Below are 21,901 nucleotides of genomic sequence, written 5' to 3'. Positions count from 1 at the left end.
TAAGGTGGGATAGGTAGAAGAGGAGTAGACGCTTGTAAGCGAGGCAAAAAAAAGGCACGGAAACCGTGCCATAAGAGTATGTGAGAAAAAATCAAAATCAGGGAAAGAATCAAGCAGCTTGTGAAACTGAATCTCCAACTGCAAGATTTAAATTTCTTAGGTTATCGAAAACTTCAGATACTAAGTCATTACGGTCGTGGATTTTAATCCGCCCACCGGTTAACTCTGAAACATAAACGGTATGGCAGAGGTCAGTAACCACTTCGCCGTATTCATCAACGACTTCCAAAGATGCAATCATCGGAATATAAGAAGCCGCAGCATAGCTCTCATAAATACTTATTATGGAGTCATTGTTGCGTCGAGAAATTACCCTACCAGAAGGTAAAGCCTCATCTTCCATATAGCAATCAGATAGGTCCTCACAGAAGTCATTTTCTTTAAGTGAAATATTAAGGGTCAATTCACTGTTGATAGAGCGTGAATAAGAATATTCACTCAGTTTATAGCAAGCCAAACTTATATCACTAAAAGTTTCATAAGCTTTATAGAGGCTCGATGTTATAGACTCAGATACAAATGTTATTAGTCCAATAAAATGAGTATCCCAGAACTGTTGCAAAGCAAAACGGGCAATCATAACCTGACCATCAACCTGCATCAGTCTGTTATATTCATCCCGGTCATAACCTTTCGACTGAGAAACATCATTAGACATGCTAAGAACTTCACTACAAACATCATCATATTCAAAACGGCTAGTTGCAAAGTGTTTTCCTGAAATCTCAAGGTACTGACCAGAGACTGCGTCAAACACCTCAAGAAAGTAACAGAGTCGAGATTTTAAAGATTCTCTGTTTAAAGCTTCTATTTCATTCTCAGAGATACTATCGACATATAAATCAACAGCATTCTTGAGTTCAATAGCTTTGATATTACAGGTAAAAGAAAGCTCGTCACTTTGACAATGGCAAACACTTAATACTATATCCGCCTCATCAAAATCTATGCCAAGATAGCTCAGAACTGCTCGGACATAGTTTTTATCATCAGATGAATGTGTCATATACACTACCTCAAATTTGAGAGGAAGTGCCCCAGAAGGGAAGCGACTTCCCCACTGGGTTAGATAAAAGTTTGGTTAAGCTAAAAGAAGATGCCAGCGACAGATTTTACATTGTCATAGACAAGTGTCTTCAGCCAACCAAAGTTACTTTTTTGGACTGAAGCAAAAGGATCATTGAGACGCGTTACGAAAATCGTCAAAAGCTTCAGTTATTAGTAATGTGCGATCAGTTACTCTGTATCGGTCATTACTTTCGAGAGATACGTAAGTTGAATGCGAAGAATCACAGACAACACGCCCTCTTTTATTGATCAATCTTACTTCCATCATCACCGGCACATTGATAATTGAAGCAACATCGGTATAGAGGGATATGAGGGCATCATTGTCACAATATAACGCCCCGTTCCCATCAAATGTATCGTTAAACTTAATATATATATCTGGCATATTTGCCGGATAATCATCAGTATTGAAATCAATGCATAACTTTAAGTCATCATTAATACGGCGATTAATCTTATGCTGCCCAACACGTACAAAGCCATGTTCAACAGCTTTGATAATCCTTAAAGTTTCATTAAGACAATCTGTAATTCTTTTCTCGACAAATGAGATAAAGTCACCAAAGTCGGAATGAAAAAACTGTTTAAGTGCAAATTTCGCAACTAACACTTTCCCATCCACCTTCATTTTATCGAGATAAAGATTTCTTATAGCATCAGTAGAAGAATTAGCTTTAGATAACTCTTCACAGTCATTAATAATCATTGAAACAATATCAATAACTTTAACTGGGCTTAAAGTATTACTATATCCGCGAATATCAAACGTAAAAAATCCGAAATTCTTAAATACTCCAAGAAAATAAATTATTTTTTGTTTCAAAAGAATAGAATCGGAGTAAGATGCGTTGTGCTTTATTAGTTCAGATATGTAGAGATCCAACATACAATTTAAATTATCGATATCTACATCGTAATCAAAGGTTACTTTGTCGAACGAAGTATCAGATAATTGAACGGTTATATCGTCAGCGGGAACATTAAGGCCTAAATTTTGATAAAGAAAGGCACTAACAAATTCCACGTGGTCAGATTCTTTAAACATTTACACTACCTCATGACTAAAAAGGAAGTGCTTCCCACCGGGAAGCAAGTTCCCGGATGGGTTAGATTAATTATAAAAGAGTTCTTCAGAAGGTAAATGCATTTCTGGTTTGAACTGTTTTAAGGAGTTGTTTATAGCTTTTCGATATAACCCTGAAGAGTGTGGCTTAAACATTTGATATTCCGTAACGAGCAGAGGAGACGTAAAGCATCCTAAGTTCACTAGTGAAATATTTGATGTTTCTTCACAAACATCTAATTCAGCGTATATCCGCCTCTTCATTACCCTGCCTGCTAAATAGCGACGAACATGATTTATAAACTTGTCCGCATCTGATATAGAATTAACTATATAATCAGATGTGACTATCTGATTAGATACAGTTTCAGGTATAGCTTCGGCTATTATTTTTACGTTCATTTCATAATCAACACTATGGAAGCAAGCAAGAATTTGTGGCTTCGCGCTTTCTAAAATCTTTTCAAGAACAGAAAAAATCAGAGAGAACTCGTTTAAAATTCGCTTTTGTATAAGTCCATGTAGATGTTTTATGAAAGGAGAACCGTGTTCAACAAGGCCTAGTATAAGATCCTTAGAGGCCAAATCTGAGCGGTAATAAACGTATTCTAGATTATCCCGGTTAAATCCTTTGATAAGCAAATCAGGCTGCTCTGAGACCAGTCGTAAATGAGTTGAAGCTATAGAAACTTCAAAACGAAAGTTCGCGAGATTTACAGGGCCTGCTTTTAATGTAGCCGCTTCGGAAAAATAAATGAAAAGAGGATGCAAATCATCGTTACCACAGTAAAGATGGTCTGCGCCCTTAAGATATTTCACCAAATGAGGTAGAAAAGATATTACTGGAATATCAGCCACAAATCGAATATGCCGAAATGGTTTTGAATCCAAATATATATTTTCCACTACAGCGCCAACAAAACCCATTTTAACAAGAATAGATTCAACTAACTTTTGTATCGCATTCATTTAAATACCCTCTTAATAGAGGGATTTCTCCCAAAGGGAGAAATCCCTATGGGAGAAAATAATTTTAATTAATAATTGTAGCGAAGCGCATGTTCTTTTTCACTAAGATGGTTTTCATATTCCGACTTACCAGAACTTAAACACTCTTTGAAAAAGACCTTTGAAAAATTCTTCAAGTCACTTCGGTTGTTAATTTCTTTGTCAGACATCAACTTAGCTGAGTGTGAGGTATCCACAGGCCCCAACCACCATTCATATTTAATATAAACACAATTGGTTTTTGTATGTCCATTTAGAAATCGTTTTGCATTTCTAAGTATTTTTCTACAACCGTTAAGGTCTGAAAGTAAGATATCTGGAGCAATGAGCTCTTCCAGAATATGACCAGGTAAGCCTTTCCTAAAAAGCTCAACATCGTAACTACAATACCAGTCACGATAATTAAAAGCTTTAATAAGTCTTTCAGGTGTATCCAAAGATATCTTATTCAGGATTTTTAATGCAAAGCATACAGCATCTTTTAACAACTCGTGCACCTCAACATTGATAAATGAGAAAAACGAGCTTAATTCTTTCTCTAAGGAATTATACAACTTACCGTAAATATCCTGAGAAAAAAGATACTGCAATCTTTCTTTATTATAAGTGCAATTCGAAATTGAATAGACTTCTCCTCTTTCGATTTTGCACCCTTCCCTTAAAACTATAGGAAACCTCAAATGGTTAACAATGAAAGAATGATTCTTTCTTTGCTTCAAAGCATCTAATTGAAATTTCGTAATTTCCTCCAGATTTGCATCTTCAAAACCTGGAAAGGGAATATCACAGAAACAAGAACTATATGCTTTTGCTGATTCATACATAAACTCCAGTGAAACATCAGCATCAAAAGACATACCAGAGAACATGCCCTGCCCATTGTCTAAAAATGTAATGTTTTTAACCTGTATTTTTTTATGTTGAACAACCAAAAAGGCATTAATGATTTTTTCGATAATTTTCATGTGATCCTCTCTCAATAAAAAAGGGATCACTCCCATATGGGGTGTGATCCCCACATGGGTATAATTTAATTAAAAATCTGTAAGACCTAAATCTTTATTTCTACCACAAACTGTAGAAGATATAAGACGTTTTACTCGCTTTCGAGCACTTCGGCCTGACGTATCTTTCAAGTACATCGGTAATGACAATGATGAGATTTGATTACTTCGCTTATGATGGCAGACTATATAGCCCTGCCTCCACCCCGAACGCACAAACTCACGGATGCGGTTAATATATGCCGAAGCTTGAGATTTTGTACTTATCGATTCAGAACACTTTAAGTTCTGTTCGATAGAGTAAAGCTCAGCCGCCATTAATTTCACCTCATACAGGTCATCCCCATAACTTATAGTTTTCAACAGCTCTTCCTTTTCCCGAATGAAAAATACTTGCTGCATTCCAAGGATCAGGTCATAGGCCTCTCGAAAGAGGTCGATAAGCTTATTACGAACATAAATCATAAACTCCTCAAAGTGCTGAAGCCAGAAATAAGCCGCATTACTTATTTGTGAATTGTGAGAACAAACAAGCCCTTTAGCAAGCTCGACCTCTTCCTCCCGAAAAGTAAAGTTACTTTTCTTAAACCGACTTTGTTCAAAAATGCTTTGATGCATTTCTATCCATACAGAAACAAAACCGAGGGATTCAAATTCTTCGTTTAACAAATGTAAACTTTCGAAGATTTTCTGAATTTCGATCCCGATGTCATATGACAGTGGACATTCTTTTATAGAATAAACATAACCGGGTAGGAAGTGAGATAAATGCTCAGTTCGCAAATATAAACTGAATTTAAGTTCTGTCAGTGGTTGTTTCAAAGATAATTTAGATGATTCGCTTATATTTACTGGTTCAACACCATTTCTAATCAAAATAGCTTTTACCAGGTCCGTAGCTAACTTCATACAGCCTCCAGTCGTTATTGAGGCCTCCCTGATGCAGGTTGGCCATCAGGGAAAATATGTAAATCAATTAGCAACCAATCAGACCGTTGCCATTACATTGTCAATGTATCTGACAAGGGATGGGCGGTCGTCCTGTAAGGCAAAACGGCGAAGGTCATCAAGATTATACGCAGGAAGATAATCAGCGTAACCTCGAATACGAAGGTCCTCAACCACAACTTTTATATACTCAAATCGTCCAAGATTTCCTTTTAATGGGGGTTTTCCTGGACTAGACAGCATATCGTCTGCTTGCTCCCATGTGATTTCTTTAGCTTCACCACTATGTAGATCAAGATGGACATATATGAATGACTTATAATCTCCACGGCAACGAAGATAATATTTCGGATAGAAATATTTGTCACAACGCAACAAACACGTTCCTGAAGGACGAACTACGTACAACAGGTTTCTGTCATTTTCTAATATGCCATGTTTCAAAATCGTTATATCTATCTCATTATCATGCAGCAAATAGCATGACGATGGTTCATTGACGATGCGCGATTTTATAACAGCAGCAAATTTATTAAAAACTTCGTTAGTTTGAAAATTCATTAAAATGCTCTCCGATGTAAAACGACGAGCATCACCATAACGGTAATACTCCCGTTATGGGTTTTAATAGTTTATGGAATAACCATGTCATACAACCGACCATAGCCAGTAGTACCGCACATTTATTTAACTGAGCAAGCATCTCAGCCGTGAAAAGACCTTAAAGGCAGGTAATTATCACGAAGGAAAGCGGTTATCTTATCAATACAATTTAAAAAATAATATTGATAAGATAACCCCCCCCGCAAAATGCGGGGGAGTTATCGTTGTTACAGCTGATTAAGACATTCAGGAGCCCAGTGAATCGGGAATCCATCCTGCCCTGTTAACTGGAGAACATCGTTCCAGTCGATACCCTTTTTCCCATCAGGAATATCTTGTGCTGGTTCGAAGACTTCAATTGTCAGCTTTGATGCGGGATATCGTTTAGCCAAAAACTCAACCATGCGGCTTTGAAGTCGCTGAGCAGCTTCGATACCGGCACGAGTGCCTTGTGAGTTAGCAATATCCTTATCCGCCCAGATATAAAAGTTTATATATTTTACATCCGGCGGAGGCAGTAAAAAATCAGGAACAGTAACGTTTTCAAGGCACCATGCGGAGCTGGCTGCCCAGCATGGTGTTGAAGTCGCTTCTACAACAGAAAGCGCATTCTCGATCCCTTCAGCCACTCCCAGTGTCCAGGTCGAACTACCTGAATCATAGTGAGGGTCAAACAACTGAATTGAGCCACCTGTCATATCGGCAGGAGGCTTCATCATCAGCTTTGGATTTTCTACAGGTGCCTTATCACCGTTTTTGTCTACGTATGTTCTATGGATAGTCAGAGGCCGACCTCGGGTGTCACGATAGATTGCAATCATTCCCGGATAGATAATCGATTTCTGCTTATCTTTATCCCAATAGTAGATCCGGTTATTAAAGCCTAAATCCTTTGGTAAGTGACTCAGTAAGCGGGAGATCCCACGATTACGGAGGTACAAAGCAACAGGAGTATTAGGCTTTATTTCACCGGTATAGTGATACATCACATCAAGTTTTCGCATTCGCTTTGCCACTTCCTCTCGGTCAAGAGTTTCTGTGGCACGAACTGCTGATTTATAGCGTCGTTCATTTTCAATGTCGGCGTCAGTTAACGGAGCATGCAGATCCATCCCGAAAAAATCTGAGAGAATCTTTTTGCAAGTCTGCGTTTTACTTAATTCATAATATTTCGCCAGAACATCAATTCCGTCGCAAAACTCATTTACCGGAAAGTCATTATGGATCGCACATCCGGTATAAAGGTCTTTTTGTCGGAAACGAAACTTCGATTTCCCTGCGCCAGTAAACGGGCAAGGAACCTGGCTCGGGGCTTTTGCACAAGCGTCTTTGAAAGCAGGTATTCTTTCGAATATATACTTCCAGCCAGACACTTCAGCAATTCGAGCATGAACGAGTTTAATAAAGTGTTCAGATACTTCCTGTGGTTTACGACGAAGAGCCGGGGATGCATAAGTCATGATGATCTCTCTTATCTGGCATTGTGAGTTTCTCAATGCCTTCTGCGGTGCAGAAGACAGGGAGAAACCCACAACGCAGAATTTAAGAAAGAGGGCCCGGGGGCCCTCAACATTTATGCTTCAGTCGTGAAGCCATTATTCTCAAGACGCTGTATGTAGTTATCTACAAGTAACGCAGCCTGCTGGCTATTACCCTCCGCTATAGTGACTTCGCGGAAGATTCTTTCCTGAGGGCTATCATTGCTTATAACTTCACCAACACGTCCGAAAATACGGACTTTATGCATCGCACCGACTTTTTCATGTTCTACACGGTAAGTTTTTATCTGAGTCATATTTTGCTCCTTATTCCTTCATGGAGCAAAAAGACCCACCGGGGCCTTTTTGCCCCGATTGGGTAGAGTTTATTAAGAAAGTATTTGATGAACTAGCTTACTGACTTCAATAGACAATAAAGAAGTATCATCAACTGTTACGAAAGTGTCCGTTTCAAAACCAATTATTTCATCAGTCTTAATACCAACACCAACGATTTCTATTCCATTACATTTAGCCTTTTCCATAACTTCGACGATAGTAAATTCCGATTTATTCGGATAACCATCAGTTATAAGAAAAATTATTTTCCTATCGAATTGGCTGTCAAGTAACAGATCAACAGCTGCCATTAAAGCAGATCCCGTAGGGGTATAATAACCCTTACATCCAAGAGTGAATTTCGATAGAGATTCCTCAACGCTTTGATCAAACGTTTTGATAATCTCAAATTCACTTTCCTTGAAGGGAAAAACTATATTGGAGACATGCATTTTTGACAAACTTTCAGCGGCCATCGATAAAGCAAGATCTGACTTAATGGCATGAATATATCTTTCATCATTAGCCATTGACGCTGAAATATCACGAACTAATACGAGGCCAACATGCCCTCTATTTTTAGATTCGCTTTGAGCTCTGAAGACATCACGAACTCCCATTTGTGACAGAATTAATCGATTTCCATCGAAGGTAATTCCACGCTCATGAGTTTTGTTTCGGCCACGCATTTTAACCTGCTGTAAAACAGACAAGTCGCTACCGATTGAATGACTCAGAGACAAAGCCTCATTGTAAACATTCAAATCGATAAGGAGATCAGGGATATCCCATTCAGAAGCACCGAATTCGGCTTTCACGTCATCGGATACTTTTGATGCAATACCTTCAATCTCTTTAGCCAAAGCATCGTGATAATCTTCGCTATCCTCATCACTGCTAAGAAAGGCATCCAACAAATCTGCCAGTATCTCCCATTGAGCCGATGAAAAGTTACTTTCATCTTCAACGTTAGTCGAACTGGCTTCATCTGATTCACTCTCGGAAGGGTTAATCGCATCAGTATCGTCTTCAATAATGTTATCACCCGTGGGATTGCCACCGGTGGGTTCATTATTTCCCTCGTTATCTTCAGCAAGTTCTGAAGGCTCAGAACATCCCTCTTGAGCAAGATCAGCGTTATCGGAAGTATCTGCCTGACCTTCACTATCGTCCTCAGAATCATCCTCACGACTATCAGTCGACGTAAGCGATTTATCTTCTGATTCGGTATCGGTATCGGTCTCGGATTCATCATATGCCTCCTGCTCCTCCTGCTCTGTCTGCTGCTGTTGTTCCTTTGCCTCATCCCGCAGTCTCTCTAAAAGAGCCAGGGTCTTACGAGCAAGGGATTCACAGCCCTGAGTATTTTCACAACCAAGAGCATCATGAAAAATTTCCTCAACATCAGAAATTACTGGAGAAAGTATCTTTTGGGCATAGTCAAAAAACGGATCGAGGGTTTCTTTGTGACCTACCTGCTGAAGGACTTTTACTCGCAATGAGTTAAGCAGATACCACTCAATAAATAGGACAGGATTTTCCGGACGAGAAGATATATCAGGAGTCATCCTTCCGGCTTTAACCATCAGTGCGTAAGTGGCTGCAAGCCGCCGCTTTGCATCCGGATAATCGTTACCAACCTTCTCTTCCATCTGTACATCATCGAACAGATTTATAAGCCCGGTAAGACGTTTTGCCCTGCTATAAGCTTTACGTTTCTCAGCGAGGCTCTCAAACTCTGCATTCATTCCGTCATCGAAGCGTGTAAACCCTTCAGATGACATGAGAACACTATTAAAGGCGTCACTGTAAACCTCACTGACGGTATAGCGACCATGACCAGCTTCATGACAGGTAAAACCTTCAATCAGACTGACAAAGTCATCATCGCTATAATCGCCGTTTGGTAAAACACAAACTTTATTGACAGGATCAAAATACGGTCCTTTGGTATTGTCGTCTATTACAACTCTTACATCGCCTAAGCCGCTAATGACTTTTGCTATATTCTGTAAACGCTTAATATGGCGCGGCGATGATTTAAGATCTAATTTCATAGAATACCTCTTTATAAAAAGGGGTACTCACCCAGATGGTGAAGTACCCATCTGGGGTTTTTAATAAAGCAAACAGTTACCAGCCTTTGAGCTCGATATCAAAACCATTTTCAGCATTGTCTTCCTGTTGCGAAACTGATTTCTCAGGTTCAGCTACAGAATCAGTGTTTGAAAACGTGCTGTTTTTTATATCGTTCTCTACGACAGGTTCAACCTGAAACACATTTGTTGAATCTAAAATAGCTTCAATACCTGTGTTCTGTAGCGCGTTCGGTTCTGTTTGTGAGCTTTGATTAAATGATCTGGTAATAGATTCCAACCAGTCAGTAACCTTTTGCTCTCCTGAAATAATACGCTTTAACATTGAAGCATCACTCATGAAATAAAACCACTGCTGTAACACCGCAACGTCGCGAGGTTCAGAAATGGCACCTTTAGGTAAATTATTCATTATGTGTTTTATAGCTTCTGCAAGTACTGCCGCCTCTTTATGTATAAACATGAAGCTAATGATCTTATTTTGCATTTGCTTCAGTCGGTCAATAGTACTTGAGCGCAAATTATTATTTTTACTAATTTTTTCATAAACCCTCATTGCTTCTTCTGCCAGATCTGTTATCAATTGTTCCTGATAGTAGTCCTGGGTTTCATCACCTTCAACGCTAATAGGCGTAAAAGGAATAAAGTGAGCAATATTAAATCTAAAGGATTTTATGAAATCATCTTTAGTTAATTTCAACTGATCAATCAAAGAAGACATTCTTGGGCTTCTATTTTTTTCAGCCTCAATATGCATCTCATAATTGTCTACAACGTTTTGAATACCTGCCTGAAACTCTCGTTCAATCTCTTGGGCCCCTTCCAGAAACTCTTCCATACTGGAAACTGGTAAAATCCACATATTGCTATAGCGGATGCACAAGCGTGAGCAAAGGGTTGATATTCTGCTGGTAATCGTACTTTTGAAGCTAAGGGCTTTTATGTCAATCCAACGTACTTCGCTTTTAGATACGCTTTTTTGATCCGTAATATCATCTCCATCATAAGACAAATCGATTTTATCGGTTCGACGCGATCCTTGACAGCCACTTATTTCAATTTTTGTTATAACTGCACCTTCCAGTAAATCTGGATATGATTTTGCAAAATTCTCAGAGATTTGTTTTGCAGATACTTTGTTAAGCATTGAAGTATTTAAAGTCATGGGTTTCTCCAAAAAAAAGGGGAAACCCTCCCCAACGGGAAAGATTTCCCGATAGGGTTGATATTAAAGCTTCTCTGGTGCAATTAAAAGAATACCGGGAAACTCAGCGGCAACATCATCATTGCCCATTGCTCCCTGATACATATAACCTTTTAATTCCATTTCTTTAATTAGACCTTCCATATTTATTTTACCATCATGATAAAACAATAAAGAATAGTCGTTATTCAGTTGCATAAGTCCAGTAAAATTAGTTCCGTTTTTTGCTATAGCAATGGTAGCAGCACCATCCGTACTTAAAAACGCACTAAATTCAAGATGGGATAACTCTGAGATACAAATATCAGAGGTTTCATAACAAATCCCATCTAACTCGACTTTTTTGCTGTGAAATACTCCAGCGATTTATCCTTGTCTTCGCCAAGAGAAAGATCTATAGCTTGAAGAACAAGATCGACCACATGTAAAGGTAAAGCAGAAGCAAAAGCTATTTTGAAAGTGTCAAGAAGACTAAAGGTTTTTAACGTCATCGACGTGCCAACCCAAGCTACTAATTGACGAATATCCATCACACTGTCTTCTGTACCAGAGTCATTTACTGCAATCGCTACTCTTACGAACTTCTCAATGACCTGAAAAGGCAAAGAGCTATATCGTTTAGTAAGCACATTGGTTAAAGCAACTTTGTCGGGCTTCTCCATTTCAACTATCAAGAACCGCTTTATAAAAGCTGCATCTTGACGTTGAGAAGAAACGAACCGGCGAGCGCCTCCACTCATGTTTGTGTTTGCAGTACCAATAAATCGCGTGTAGCCATTAGGGTAATGACTCCAACTTATTGATAGTGTTTTATGTTCAGATAATGCCCGATGACTTTGTCATGCAGCTCCACCGATTTTGAGAACGACAGCGACTTCCGTCCCAGCCGTGCCAGGTGCTGCCTCAGATTCAGGTTATGCCGCTCAATTCGCTGCGTATATCGCTTGCTGATTACGTGCAGCTTTCCCTTCAGGCGGGATTCATACAGCGGCCAGCCATCCGTCATCCATATCACCACGTCAAAGGGTGACAGCAGGCTCATAAGACGCCCCAGCGTCGCCATAGTGCGTTCACCGAATACGTGCGCAACAACCGTCTTCCGGAGCCTGTCATACGCGTAAAACAGCCAGCGCTGGCGCGATTTAGCCCCGACGTATCCCCACTGTTCGTCCATTTCCGCGCAGACGATGACGTCACTGCCCGGCTGTATGCGCGAGGTTACCGACTGCGGCCTGAGTTTTTTAAATGGCGGAAAATCGTGTTGAGGCCAACGCCCATAATGCGGGCGGTTGCCCGGCATCCAACGCCATTCATGGCCATATCAATGATTTTCTGGTGCGTACCGGGTTGAGAAGCGGTGTAAGTGAACTGCAGTTGCCATGTTTTACGGCAGTGAGAGCAGAGATAGCGCTGATGTCCGGCAGTGCTTTTGCCGTTACGCACCACCCCGTCAGTAGCTGAACAGGAGGGACAGCTGATAGAAACAGAAGCCACTGGAGCACCTCAAAAACACCATCATACACTAAATCAGTAAGTTGGCAGCATCACCGCCATTAGCAGTTATAACCTCACCACCATTAGCACTGAGTGACCAGGGCTTACGTTCAATGGGCATGTGAAGTTTTGCTGCCGTATCAGGATCGATTTTGTCCACTTCATCCAGAAGAATGAGGTGACCATTACGAAATCCCGTTACCAAATCGCTGTGTACAAAACCTGTATTACCACCATTAAGACTGCGCTCACCTTCAAGCTCATCAACTCGAATATTGCTGTTGATCTGCTTAATTGTCAGCGGCCAATTCATCATGTGGCTAATGTACATTACCATTTCAGTCTTGCCAGAACCGGACTCACCTTTAAGACACACACTTAAATCTATATCCGGACTGATAAGCAGTTTAACCACTTGTTCAAGTATTCGGGGATTTGGTATGTAGTCTTTGTTCAGCGGAGCTCGATACGAGGTTTTAGTTTTGAAAACAGGCACAGCCATCTTTGGATCCATTTCTGGAATACCAAAAAGGTCCTTTGCTAGAACTAAAAGATACTCACCTTTATCCACATAATGTTTTAACTTTATAACATCCGGGGAAAGAAGAGCTTCTAATTTTTCATAAGCATCAGAAGATGTTTCATTTAACTTCATAGCGGCATTAGACATTTTTAACTCCGGTAAAATGCAAACACCGCCCTCTGGCAGATGTTTGCCAGTGGCATTTTATTTGAGATTCATTTGGCAAATAGTTGCCATCAGTTTCCTGATTTGAGGCACATTATAACCAAGATGATTTCCCACTATTTCAAAAGCTTCAGACATGATCCATTCAAAATGATTTTCGAATATTGGATTTATTTCTAACTTGCCAAAAGCGTTTCGTTTAGTTAACAGATCACATGAAACAAGCTCGTCAAACAACTCTAATGTGGATTTAAAAGCTTTTATGTAAACATCCATAATTTCCCTGTCAGTCCATTTAACAGCCAGTTTTTTTTCTGACATTAAATAATCCTGATCAAAGAAGATGTCCCAGCCCATATCGTCATTGCAATCATGCAAAATGATTTCATCATCATTCCTGCATTCAGCTAATTTCGTGTTTTCACTAATCGAACGATGCGAATGATAATAGAGCCATGATTTTAATTCCGCTCTAAATTCACATGCATCAAGTCCATGAGATAAACAAGTGTATTCAAATGATTTTGACATATACCACCGTGTTTCAGCTTCTAAAAGTGGATTCACTGTGATATTACCATTGTCATCTTTGAAGAATAACTTTCTCCTCAACACTAGTTCTTTAATGATTTCCAAAGACTCTTCCATAGCGGATAGAAAAACAACATACACATCCTCAGGGGTCCATTCTATTACCAGACCACCCAAATCTGGGTTATATTCTTCAACCGAATATAGATAATCTGTTTCTGCTGCAAAATTAATTGTATGCAAAATCTGATTTTTAAGTAATTTGGATTTTTCATAAAGGTGATTTTCACGCCTTTCAGAATCATAATTTATCTCAGAAATGTTACTTTCATCTGATTTAAAGTTTAATCCGGACGTGTATGCATCATTTAAATGCTCTTTGGGTGAATCAACTATTTGCGTTATTTCATCTTCATCTATATCGAATATAGAAAAAAAACTAAGTTGATTACTACTTATTGCAGTAGCCCTAAATTTTTGTTTCATGGGGACTCCAAAAGGAGAAATCCCATGAAGGGATTTCTCCCCTTTAGGGTGGGTTTAATGTCAGATCTGATTAAAGCTACTTTGTCCAAAACCTTTTAGAGGTTTAGGTATGTGAGCCAACTTACTTGTTGCTACCACTCTCATGTAGTCAAGAGGATGTTCTCTCCCTTCAATCATAATAGTATCGACAACAATATAACCGGAGACCATCAACTCATCACCCTGATTTATACCAGTGAAACAGGTTGAATACATTTCAGGCGACACCTTGATTTGAACTGAAAATTCTCTCTCAGTGATTTCACCATCAACTTCTGTCTTCATCCTATTTTTGAGCTTTATTAACAAACCTATACTCTGGTCAGTCATTTTTTTCTCCACAGCACTGATAACTATCCCGGACACTTTTACTTCATTGATATATTCAAGATATGACATTTTCCGCTCCTCGATTTGTTCAAAGAGAAGCCCCGTTAGGGTTCCCCCTTAACAGGATTAAATAAATTTATTAGTTACATACATGAACGTGCAGACTACCAAACAGGCAATTCCGGCAATATGTAACCAATTTCTTGTTGGTTTAGTTGGTGCAATCGCTAAAGAGTTCTCCAACTTCTCTGTTACAAGACGTCGATTCTCTGCTTTAGCCGCATCATCTAAATATTGAGTTTCACGCTTAGCGAGAGTCTCAATTTTCGATTTTATTGCATGGTCCCATCCTTTAGTTTCAAAAACGCTTAACTCACTAAAGGTGTGCGTCATGAGATCTTCTGGGAAACCCAGTTTTTTCATTAACGGACGAATGGTATCATACATTTTTTCTACATTTTCGTAGTGGGCCTTTACTGCGACATCAAAACGCTTACGTAAAGTTAATTTTTCACGTTTGCAAATGATGTCCGAAACCCAATTTATTAACTGCTCATTTTTGAGTTCACTGGCTTTTTCAAGTGAGTAATCCAGATTATCCACGTCAAGAAATGAATTTAATCCGTATTTTTCAAACTCCTCAACAAGATATTTATCCAGTTCAGTTAAGCTTTTAAAAAGTGGTACATCTGGGGAAGCTTTAAGAAGCTTATAAGCTCCTTCGAAATCAATTTTCTTGACCACGAGCTCCACAACATCCACATGATAATAGCTTGAATAAGCAGAAAGCTTTTCGGCCAACAAAGACACAGGCTTAAGAGACTTAAGTTCAATGATATTTGGGCCGTCCTCATTCAAAATAACAATCAGTTCATTATCACGTTCTGTATATTTCATCAGAACTTCTAAGAGCTGTTTGTTTAGCGCCTTATCCATCTCTGGAATAATTTCACTAAAGGTTTGATGAAGGGCTTTACTGCGAGCTTTATTTTTAGACATTTGGGGTCACCTATATATAGTAAGAAGGAAGAAACAAATTTTTGTTTCAACACGAAGGCAAAGCCTGTCATTCATCTCCCGTAAGCTATGAACCGCCTGATTTATACTATCTGGCATTAGAAGTACGCAACAAAAATAGCCCCAGGAGGAGCTAAATTAGTTACGGTTTGGTAAATTCAGATTGCCTTTTGCAGGCATGGGAAGTGCACCAGCGACAAAGGTGACATTTTGCCGGTGGTGTCTTACAGCTTGTTTAAGCTGGCCGCTTTTCACGGCTAAATCAACGCTTAACGCGAAAGTAACTTTAAGCAAAGTTACTCAAATTTGGGAGCTGATATTTAAGCTCATTGTTTTTATACTATAGCTTTAAGCATAAGTAAATGCCCATATCGAATTATTCTGTATAAAGTGGAGAAATTCGAATATTAGCTGCTTCTTTCATCTTTTCTTCACTGCATTCTCTTAAAAAGAAAGAAGGATCACCATACCACATTACAAAAAGTTGCTTTTCTGCACGCGTAAATCCAACATAAAGCAAACGTCTTTCTTCTTCTATTGCCTCCTCCCCAACTGATCTTTTACTTGGTATCTGATCCGCATTACAACTCATTATTATTACTTTATTCCACTCAAGACCCTTTGAACCATGCAAGGTTGATAGGACTACTTTCTCTGGGCTGTATTCCTCGTCCTTCTTCCTAGGGCCTAATGACATTGCAGCAGCACGATTTATCATATTCATCCAACCAGTCTTTTCTGCCCACTGTTTACAAGTGTCTAAAGCAATTTTTGTTAAGGTTGCTGTACCTTTATTACTCCTCATCTTGATTGACGACGATTCCATCCATTTCGTAAGGTTGGCGAAACGTTTTGCTATCTCAACTTTATCAGAACTTTCCTGGGTAAAGCGCACGAAGTTTGAATGTAATGTTTTTGTTTCGAGAGAACTGTCCTCCGGGATGGCAAGGTCGCCAAAAGTAACTTTTCTTCCTCTCATACTCAATGCCACTTCATCCAAAACTGATTCCTGTTCTCCAAACAATGCCAATACTCTCTTCATTAAGCGAGGATCATTTGATTGTCGGAAAAAGGCCATAAGGCTTAACACATCGCTTGTTTCTTTTTCATCCCAGAATGATTTACCTCCGTAACGAATTACTGGCTGTTCGATCAAACTTTCTAGCTCATCCAAGTGAGCATTATTGCGGCTTAGAATTGCCCATCCATGTGGATCCTGATTTATAAGGCTTAAAATACCCTGTATCTGTTCCTCCATATCTACATATGAACGAAAAGTGACCTTTCCCCCTCCCTTTTTTGCCGAGCGTAACTCTTTGGCATAACGGTAAACATTCTTTCCTATCAGTGCTCCGGCCACCTCTAAAATTTCAGGTTCACACCTAAAGCATGTGTTTAAGTAAAATATGTTAGGTCTGAAGTGTTTTTCAAACTGTTGAAATATTTTGACTCCTCCTGAGGATCTGAAGGAGTAGATGGCCTGATCATCGTCTCCAACTATACTCGTATAGACTCCAGCTCTTGTATGCAATGCTATCCATGAGAATTGTATAGAGTCAGTATCCTGAACTTCGTCTACTATCAAATGTGTCAAATCTAACGTGCGCATTTTTCCCGAATGCATTTGACCGACAACAAATTTTGAAAGAGCATTGAGGTCCGCCACATGGTCTTTCTGGCATAACGCCTGATAGGTATTAAACAAATGGATCTGTTGTCTGTTATGCCGAACTGAAATCACATCCGTATCCATTTCTCTGCCGATAGCATCAATAACGAATTCAGCTTCAGCAAACTTCATCGTTACACCGGATTCTTTCAAAGCCCGGTGAATGACAGATCTCTGTGCTGGCCCTATCAACATCTTTCCCGGCCAGCGAATCATGTCCAGTTGCTTCTTAACGAGTCCGTGAAAAGTATCCACCAGCACCCGGTCAAGATCCTTCTTGCTCAATCGCTTTTGTAACTTTGCTGCAAGTGCGTTTGTTGCAGCGCGAGTAAAGGTCACCATCCCGATTCTTGCATATGGATACTTTTTGAGAATCGATATAACCGCTTCTATCATGGTGAACGATTTGCCTGATCCAGGCGCTGCTATCACCATATTGTTTGCGCTAGCATTCTCGATAACAGGTCTTTGCTCTTCTGTTGGCTTACCCATTTCAACCTCATTACTTCGTTTTAATAATTATACATTTTTATAAAAGCGCTTTTCTTGTGTACTGCTGGTTCTACTGGAAATCACTTTTTTTCCTTTTTTATGCAATCAGGTTGTTTGTGAAACGCGTGACTATGGAATAATGGTTCCATCTCCAAAAGACATTACAAAAAGGGCTTTAAATGAAACTTTTACGTTTAGTATCTCTGGTCTCTTCTGTCGTCATTGGTTTTTCCCTATCGGGTTGTGCCGGTGACACCGGCACTACGCCAGGCACCGCTCTGAATGCGTACAGTCACGGCCAGTACTGGCATGCTAATGCAAATGATTCTGTCGCCAAGAATGCCTATTCGTTTGCTGGTTTCGACGTTAATTTTAAGGAGCAAGAGGTTACTCCTGGAGGGGATGCCGACAACTTTCTTTCTAAGTATCTCATCAATAGTTCGATGGGCTACGTAACAGGCGGTCTAAAAGGTTTTGGGATCATGAGCCTCAGCTCTTTGTACAGTTCTTCTGACGCCGAATACATCCAGGTCAATCAATACCTAGTGTTCGTCCCCAATCCAAAAAAATTGCCTTACAATGATGAAAGTTTGGTACGTGAGGGAGCTAAGTATGTTTTTGAGCATACAAAAGCAACTCAGGCCTCATTTGGATACAACCCTGAAAAACAGAAAGCAGCTCTGGCCACATGTAAAATTGATATGGCAGTCGTCAATAAATGGAGTACCTGTGATCTGCCCTCTAAGCCTGATGCTGATGTTTTCCCTACAGATTCAATGTACAGCTTTCAGGCGATTCGCCCCGCAACAGGAACCGAAATTCCTGAGCTAAACCTTCCCGCTGGTGATTACGCTGTAATTCGTTATGTGTTCATCCCATTTAAAGGAAACGAAACAAGCGCTGATTTTTCGGGTATCATTTTCCGTTCTGATAGCCCAAATACAACAACTCCAGGGGGTGTTGCAGCCTCCATCAACGGAAAAGATTATTACCTCTTTACCGGTGAATACGGTAAAAAAGGCTTCCCAGAAAAAACATTGAAAGCCAAGTAATTAAAAAAGGGGCCTAACGGCCCCTTCTTCAATATTTCGGCAACTGCTTGCCCGTAACCGGATCCAGCGTAGTTGAACCTACCTCACATATGGCCGGTCGAGGTAAATAGCTACAATCTACATTTTCCTCTTTTATAGCCTGAGCATTTTCTTGTCTGGCCTTTATCATATTTTCTTCACCGCCCATTGCTTCCTTGGTACGTTCTGATGGAAGTTGATAGTTCTCATTCTGGAATGGTAAGTTTTCCACAATTGATTCTTCGGAGAATTTTGAATATTGATCAGGAACTTCTCCTACCTGAACTGCATCATTAATCCACTCCGTCAGATCAATTTTATCGAAATCCAGTTGCTGTATTTGCTTTATTGATAGCCCCACGCAATTAGAGGCGACAGGGTCTATTCCTAATTGCGGATAAGCTTGTTGCATAATAACGCGTGACAACATGGAATTATAACAGCACATGTCTGTTGCTTTTTTAACGCATTTCTTTGTGAAACCAACATTCAGATATTTGACGCATCGTTCCGTATCTAATGTAAAACAGGATTTTTGATTCTTATGAATAGAAGCTTCCATCTCTTTCTGGTCGCATGCTACCAACATTTCTAAAAGCATTTTAGTGACCTGATAGGCTGTATAAATCCAACCGATCACGTTTAATGCAAGCATAAAGTTTTGAACCGCAGCCGAGAAGACAACCTCTCCTCCGGTAGTAGCAACGTTCTTAAAGACAAAGTCACGAACTGTATCTGGTAGCAATTCGTAGGCTTTCTTCATTGCCATCTGCTTAAGCTGACCTATACCGAAGCTGGACATTGTTTCCTGTGCCAACTGGCCAGCACCTCCTGCCCCTCCAGAAGTTGCGGAAGACCCAACTGCCCTGCTTAGATTACCAGCGACGTTTTCATATACGCTCGTTAAGGAGCTCGTGACGTTGTTCCACATTTGCCCTACTGTTTTACCAGCTGATGCAGTCCACTCTCCGACCGCATTAGACATAGAAGCCCATGTACCTGTATCACCGCCGGTCCATTTTATTAGCTGAGCATTAACTCTGGTCCAGTTTGTGTTTCTGATCATAGATCCGGCAAGCATGATACCTTCAAGTGCTCCTGCGGTTCCCTGTGGTGCTTCGCAGCAGTCCGTCTTTGCCAGGCCATTTACAAAGCCTACTGAACGACCACACCATTCAGGTTTTCCTTCAAAGACGGAACATGAATTGGCATCGTTAGGGTCTTCGCATTTGGCTTCGCCCTGCATGTACTGAACCATGTTTGAATAAGCCGCAACTTTTCCAAAATCGTTGTTCTCTTCCTTTGGCCCAGTTTCGCATGTTCCACCTGAACATGGGATCATGCCAACACAGGCATTTGTAGAAGATTCAACCTCCCGAACTACATCCTTCCCTCTGTCACAGGTGTATTTCTGTTCATACATGTAGCAACTGTTAGTGCCCTCATCGAACCAACCCTCTGCACATGTTTGTTTATCGAGTACACATGCTGCATCATTTTTATAAGCACTACATGCATCAGGCATACTCTTTATTTCTTCATAGTTGTAACAGAGGTCCTTTCCATTAGCGTCTTTCATAATTTTTCCACTAGCGTCATAAGAGCAAATTTTGTCTTTGGCCAATGGATCACAAAAGTAGCCTTCAAGGTTTGTCTTCCAGGTAAGAAATCCTTTATCACCTTCATACAGAGGCTTTGCCAATGAAAGCACGCTTTCCGGAAGCCGTTTTGTGCCAACATCCATATCTTTAAACCGATCGAAACGGCAGAATGTATTCGGAGCTTGTACAGCATCGTAACAACCAGCTGGTTCCTGGACGTGCTTATCTTCGAGCTTCATATTTTCAAAAGTCAGCTCAACCTCAAAATACCCTTCACCCTTCCCACCAACCCATACTCTGGATGCCATTGTCACTTCTCGATCAGGCTCCTCATACACCGATTTTCTGACCTTATCAGTCACATCGTAAACCTTGTCGAGTTTCCACGATTTTTTTAACTCCCAAGATCCCTTAGGAGCCGGATAGTCACTTTCTCGATATGCACCATCTATGTGAGCAAAAATCTGCGTGCCATCAAGTGTTACCCGCATGTGGTCATCCCACTCCGCGTTAACAATCTTTGCTGAGGCCAATTTTGCATCCGGATGGAATTTTAATGTCAGTTCGTTATCATATACCCCGTCACTCCAGTAGTTGTCATCACGGCGACCAAACCATATACGCACACAATTATCGCCGCACATCGACATGTCTCCGTTTCCGCCTGAAATGTAAACAGGGACTGAAAAATCACGGGTTATCGTGCAGCTGCTGAAGTTATCTTGCTTAGGCGAGTTACAGTAGAACTCTTTGTAATCAGGATAGTGTGTGGTTACTGTTTTTTTAGAGGTCTCAACATTACAGTTCTGAAGCCAGTTTCCAGTACCAGCAACAGCATTTGTTATCTCATTTCTCCCCGCAGTAAACATGGGATCGTTAGGCTTTATAGATGATGCCGGGTTGTCCTTGTTAGCATTTACGAGGGTGCGGTAGGCAACGCCATCATAACTTTGAGCATCAAATAACTGGCTTTTCCGATTCTTTATATCGTTTACAAAGCCATCCTCATCCCCATAACGATCTGCGGCATTGAACTTAATATCGCTGTGCTTTTGCTCTGAGCTGAAAATCTCTCCGGTATTTGTTTTGGTTCCAGGAGTAGTATTGGGATTACTGCTTATACCAATGTTGCCATTAGCATCCCGAGAGAGCAGCTTTGCCCCTTCCTTGGTATAGTTTGAATTGATTGTCCCTCCAGACATACTCGGCAGTTGTACGGCGCTACCAATGGACTTTCCATCGGATGCGGCATTTTTCATGACACTTTCATTTGAGTTCCCTGCCCCATACTTTCCGAGATTAAGATTAGCGGATTCGGCTTTACCCACGTATTTCTCGGTGATCTTCCCACTGACATTCTCGCCTGAATCCGCATTCTTGTACTTCTCAACAATGTCCTGAGCACTGGTTGTCGCATTGCGATTTGCGTTAGGATTAGCAAGATTAAAGTTACTTTCGAGCTGGTCAAATATAGCGTCTGCCGCATAAATACGAGGAGTCATTACCATATTTATGAGAGAGATATAAAAAGCCCAACTCATAGTATTGGCAATCATTGATGCAATAATAGTTGAAGCTATCGTTTTTCTAAGTTTCATTATTTTTACCCT

Annotated in this window: 20 protein-coding genes; 1 reads left to right on the top strand and 19 read right to left on the bottom strand. The window is 40.2% G+C overall.

Going from position 1 to position 21,901, the window contains the following annotated elements:
* Positions 1–109: 109 nt before the first annotated feature.
* From L2Y28_RS22835 to trhI, 18 genes are all read right to left on the bottom strand, one after another.
* Positions 110–1,066 carry a hypothetical protein gene (locus L2Y28_RS22835; protein ID WP_000149830.1) on the bottom strand — a complete coding sequence of 319 codons (957 nt, stop codon included), beginning with the start codon at positions 1,064–1,066 and terminating at the stop codon, positions 110–112.
* A gap of 171 nt (positions 1,067–1,237) precedes the next feature.
* Positions 1,238–2,176 carry a hypothetical protein gene (locus L2Y28_RS22830; RefSeq protein ID WP_000472041.1) on the bottom strand — a complete coding sequence of 313 codons (939 nt, stop codon included), beginning with the start codon at positions 2,174–2,176 and terminating at the stop codon, positions 1,238–1,240.
* Between the two features lie 66 nt (positions 2,177–2,242).
* Positions 2,243–3,163 (bottom strand): hypothetical protein, encoded by a 921-nt coding sequence (locus L2Y28_RS22825; protein ID WP_044704555.1) that lies wholly within the window; start codon positions 3,161–3,163, stop codon positions 2,243–2,245.
* 68 nt (positions 3,164–3,231) lie between these two features.
* Positions 3,232–4,167: a hypothetical protein gene (locus L2Y28_RS22820; protein ID WP_000691119.1), complete on the bottom strand. Its 936-nt coding sequence runs from the start codon at positions 4,165–4,167 to the stop codon at positions 3,232–3,234.
* A gap of 69 nt (positions 4,168–4,236) precedes the next feature.
* Positions 4,237–5,115, bottom strand: a complete 879-nt coding sequence (locus L2Y28_RS22815) for a hypothetical protein (protein ID WP_000762003.1) — start codon at positions 5,113–5,115, stop codon at positions 4,237–4,239.
* A gap of 78 nt (positions 5,116–5,193) precedes the next feature.
* Positions 5,194–5,715, bottom strand: a complete 522-nt coding sequence (locus tag L2Y28_RS22810) for a hypothetical protein (RefSeq protein WP_001011130.1) — start codon at positions 5,713–5,715, stop codon at positions 5,194–5,196.
* 269 nt (positions 5,716–5,984) lie between these two features.
* Positions 5,985–7,217 (bottom strand): toprim domain-containing protein, encoded by a 1,233-nt coding sequence (locus L2Y28_RS22805; protein WP_000220379.1) that lies wholly within the window; start codon positions 7,215–7,217, stop codon positions 5,985–5,987.
* A gap of 113 nt (positions 7,218–7,330) precedes the next feature.
* A complete protein-coding gene (locus L2Y28_RS22800) occupies positions 7,331–7,552 on the bottom strand; it encodes a hypothetical protein (RefSeq protein ID WP_000192120.1) in 222 nt (73 codons plus the stop codon).
* Between the two features lie 72 nt (positions 7,553–7,624).
* On the bottom strand, positions 7,625–9,631 hold the full coding sequence (locus tag L2Y28_RS22795; protein WP_000762700.1) for a VWA domain-containing protein: 2,007 nt from the start codon (positions 9,629–9,631) through the stop codon (positions 7,625–7,627).
* A gap of 76 nt (positions 9,632–9,707) precedes the next feature.
* The gene (locus L2Y28_RS22790; RefSeq protein ID WP_000174396.1) at positions 9,708–10,835 is read right to left on the bottom strand and encodes a DUF3150 domain-containing protein; all 1,128 of its coding nucleotides are present in this window, start codon (positions 10,833–10,835) and stop codon (positions 9,708–9,710) included.
* Between the two features lie 63 nt (positions 10,836–10,898).
* Complete coding sequence (locus tag L2Y28_RS22785) at positions 10,899–11,072, bottom strand: hypothetical protein (RefSeq protein WP_001176645.1); 174 nt, start codon at positions 11,070–11,072, stop codon at positions 10,899–10,901.
* 131 nt (positions 11,073–11,203) lie between these two features.
* A complete protein-coding gene (locus L2Y28_RS22780) occupies positions 11,204–11,614 on the bottom strand; it encodes a hypothetical protein (RefSeq protein WP_236919605.1) in 411 nt (136 codons plus the stop codon).
* Between the two features lie 56 nt (positions 11,615–11,670).
* Positions 11,671–12,368 (bottom strand): IS1-like element IS1B family transposase gene (locus tag L2Y28_RS22775; protein ID WP_095033700.1). Its coding sequence is split into 2 segments (ribosomal slippage): positions 11,671–12,119 and positions 12,119–12,368, totalling 699 coding nucleotides; the frame shifts between segments, so codons are not numbered across the junction.
* Between the two features lie 28 nt (positions 12,369–12,396).
* Positions 12,397–13,038 carry an AAA family ATPase gene (locus L2Y28_RS22770; protein WP_236919604.1) on the bottom strand — a complete coding sequence of 214 codons (642 nt, stop codon included), beginning with the start codon at positions 13,036–13,038 and terminating at the stop codon, positions 12,397–12,399.
* A gap of 57 nt (positions 13,039–13,095) precedes the next feature.
* A complete protein-coding gene (locus L2Y28_RS22765; protein ID WP_000810361.1) occupies positions 13,096–14,073 on the bottom strand; it encodes a hypothetical protein in 978 nt (325 codons plus the stop codon).
* Between the two features lie 60 nt (positions 14,074–14,133).
* Positions 14,134–14,511, bottom strand: coding sequence for a hypothetical protein (locus L2Y28_RS22760; RefSeq protein WP_000120822.1), 378 nt, complete (start codon positions 14,509–14,511; stop codon positions 14,134–14,136).
* Between the two features lie 57 nt (positions 14,512–14,568).
* Positions 14,569–15,441 (bottom strand): hypothetical protein, encoded by an 873-nt coding sequence (locus L2Y28_RS22755; RefSeq protein ID WP_000041927.1) that lies wholly within the window; start codon positions 15,439–15,441, stop codon positions 14,569–14,571.
* 394 nt (positions 15,442–15,835) lie between these two features.
* Positions 15,836–17,620, bottom strand: a complete 1,785-nt coding sequence (gene trhI, locus L2Y28_RS22750; protein ID WP_044704554.1) for an IncHI-type conjugal transfer helicase TrhI — start codon at positions 17,618–17,620, stop codon at positions 15,836–15,838.
* Between the two features lie 179 nt (positions 17,621–17,799).
* On the opposite strand from trhI, the gene L2Y28_RS22745 reads away from it, so the two are divergent.
* On the top strand, positions 17,800–18,672 hold the full coding sequence (locus tag L2Y28_RS22745; RefSeq protein WP_000771834.1) for a hypothetical protein: 873 nt from the start codon (positions 17,800–17,802) through the stop codon (positions 18,670–18,672).
* Between the two features lie 28 nt (positions 18,673–18,700).
* Here the strand turns inward: L2Y28_RS22745 and trhN are convergent, their stop codons facing one another.
* On the bottom strand, positions 18,701–21,889 hold the full coding sequence (gene trhN / locus L2Y28_RS22740; protein WP_000776701.1) for an IncHI-type conjugal transfer protein TrhN: 3,189 nt from the start codon (positions 21,887–21,889) through the stop codon (positions 18,701–18,703).
* Positions 21,890–21,901: the final 12 nt, after the last annotated feature.

This window comes from Enterobacter sp. JH25, assembly GCF_021725435.1.
In the GTDB taxonomy this organism is placed as follows: Bacteria; Pseudomonadota; Gammaproteobacteria; order Enterobacterales; family Enterobacteriaceae; genus Enterobacter; species Enterobacter intestinihominis.
Note: the sequence above shows the minus strand (reverse complement) of the source record. Positions and strands in the feature narration are given on the sequence as shown.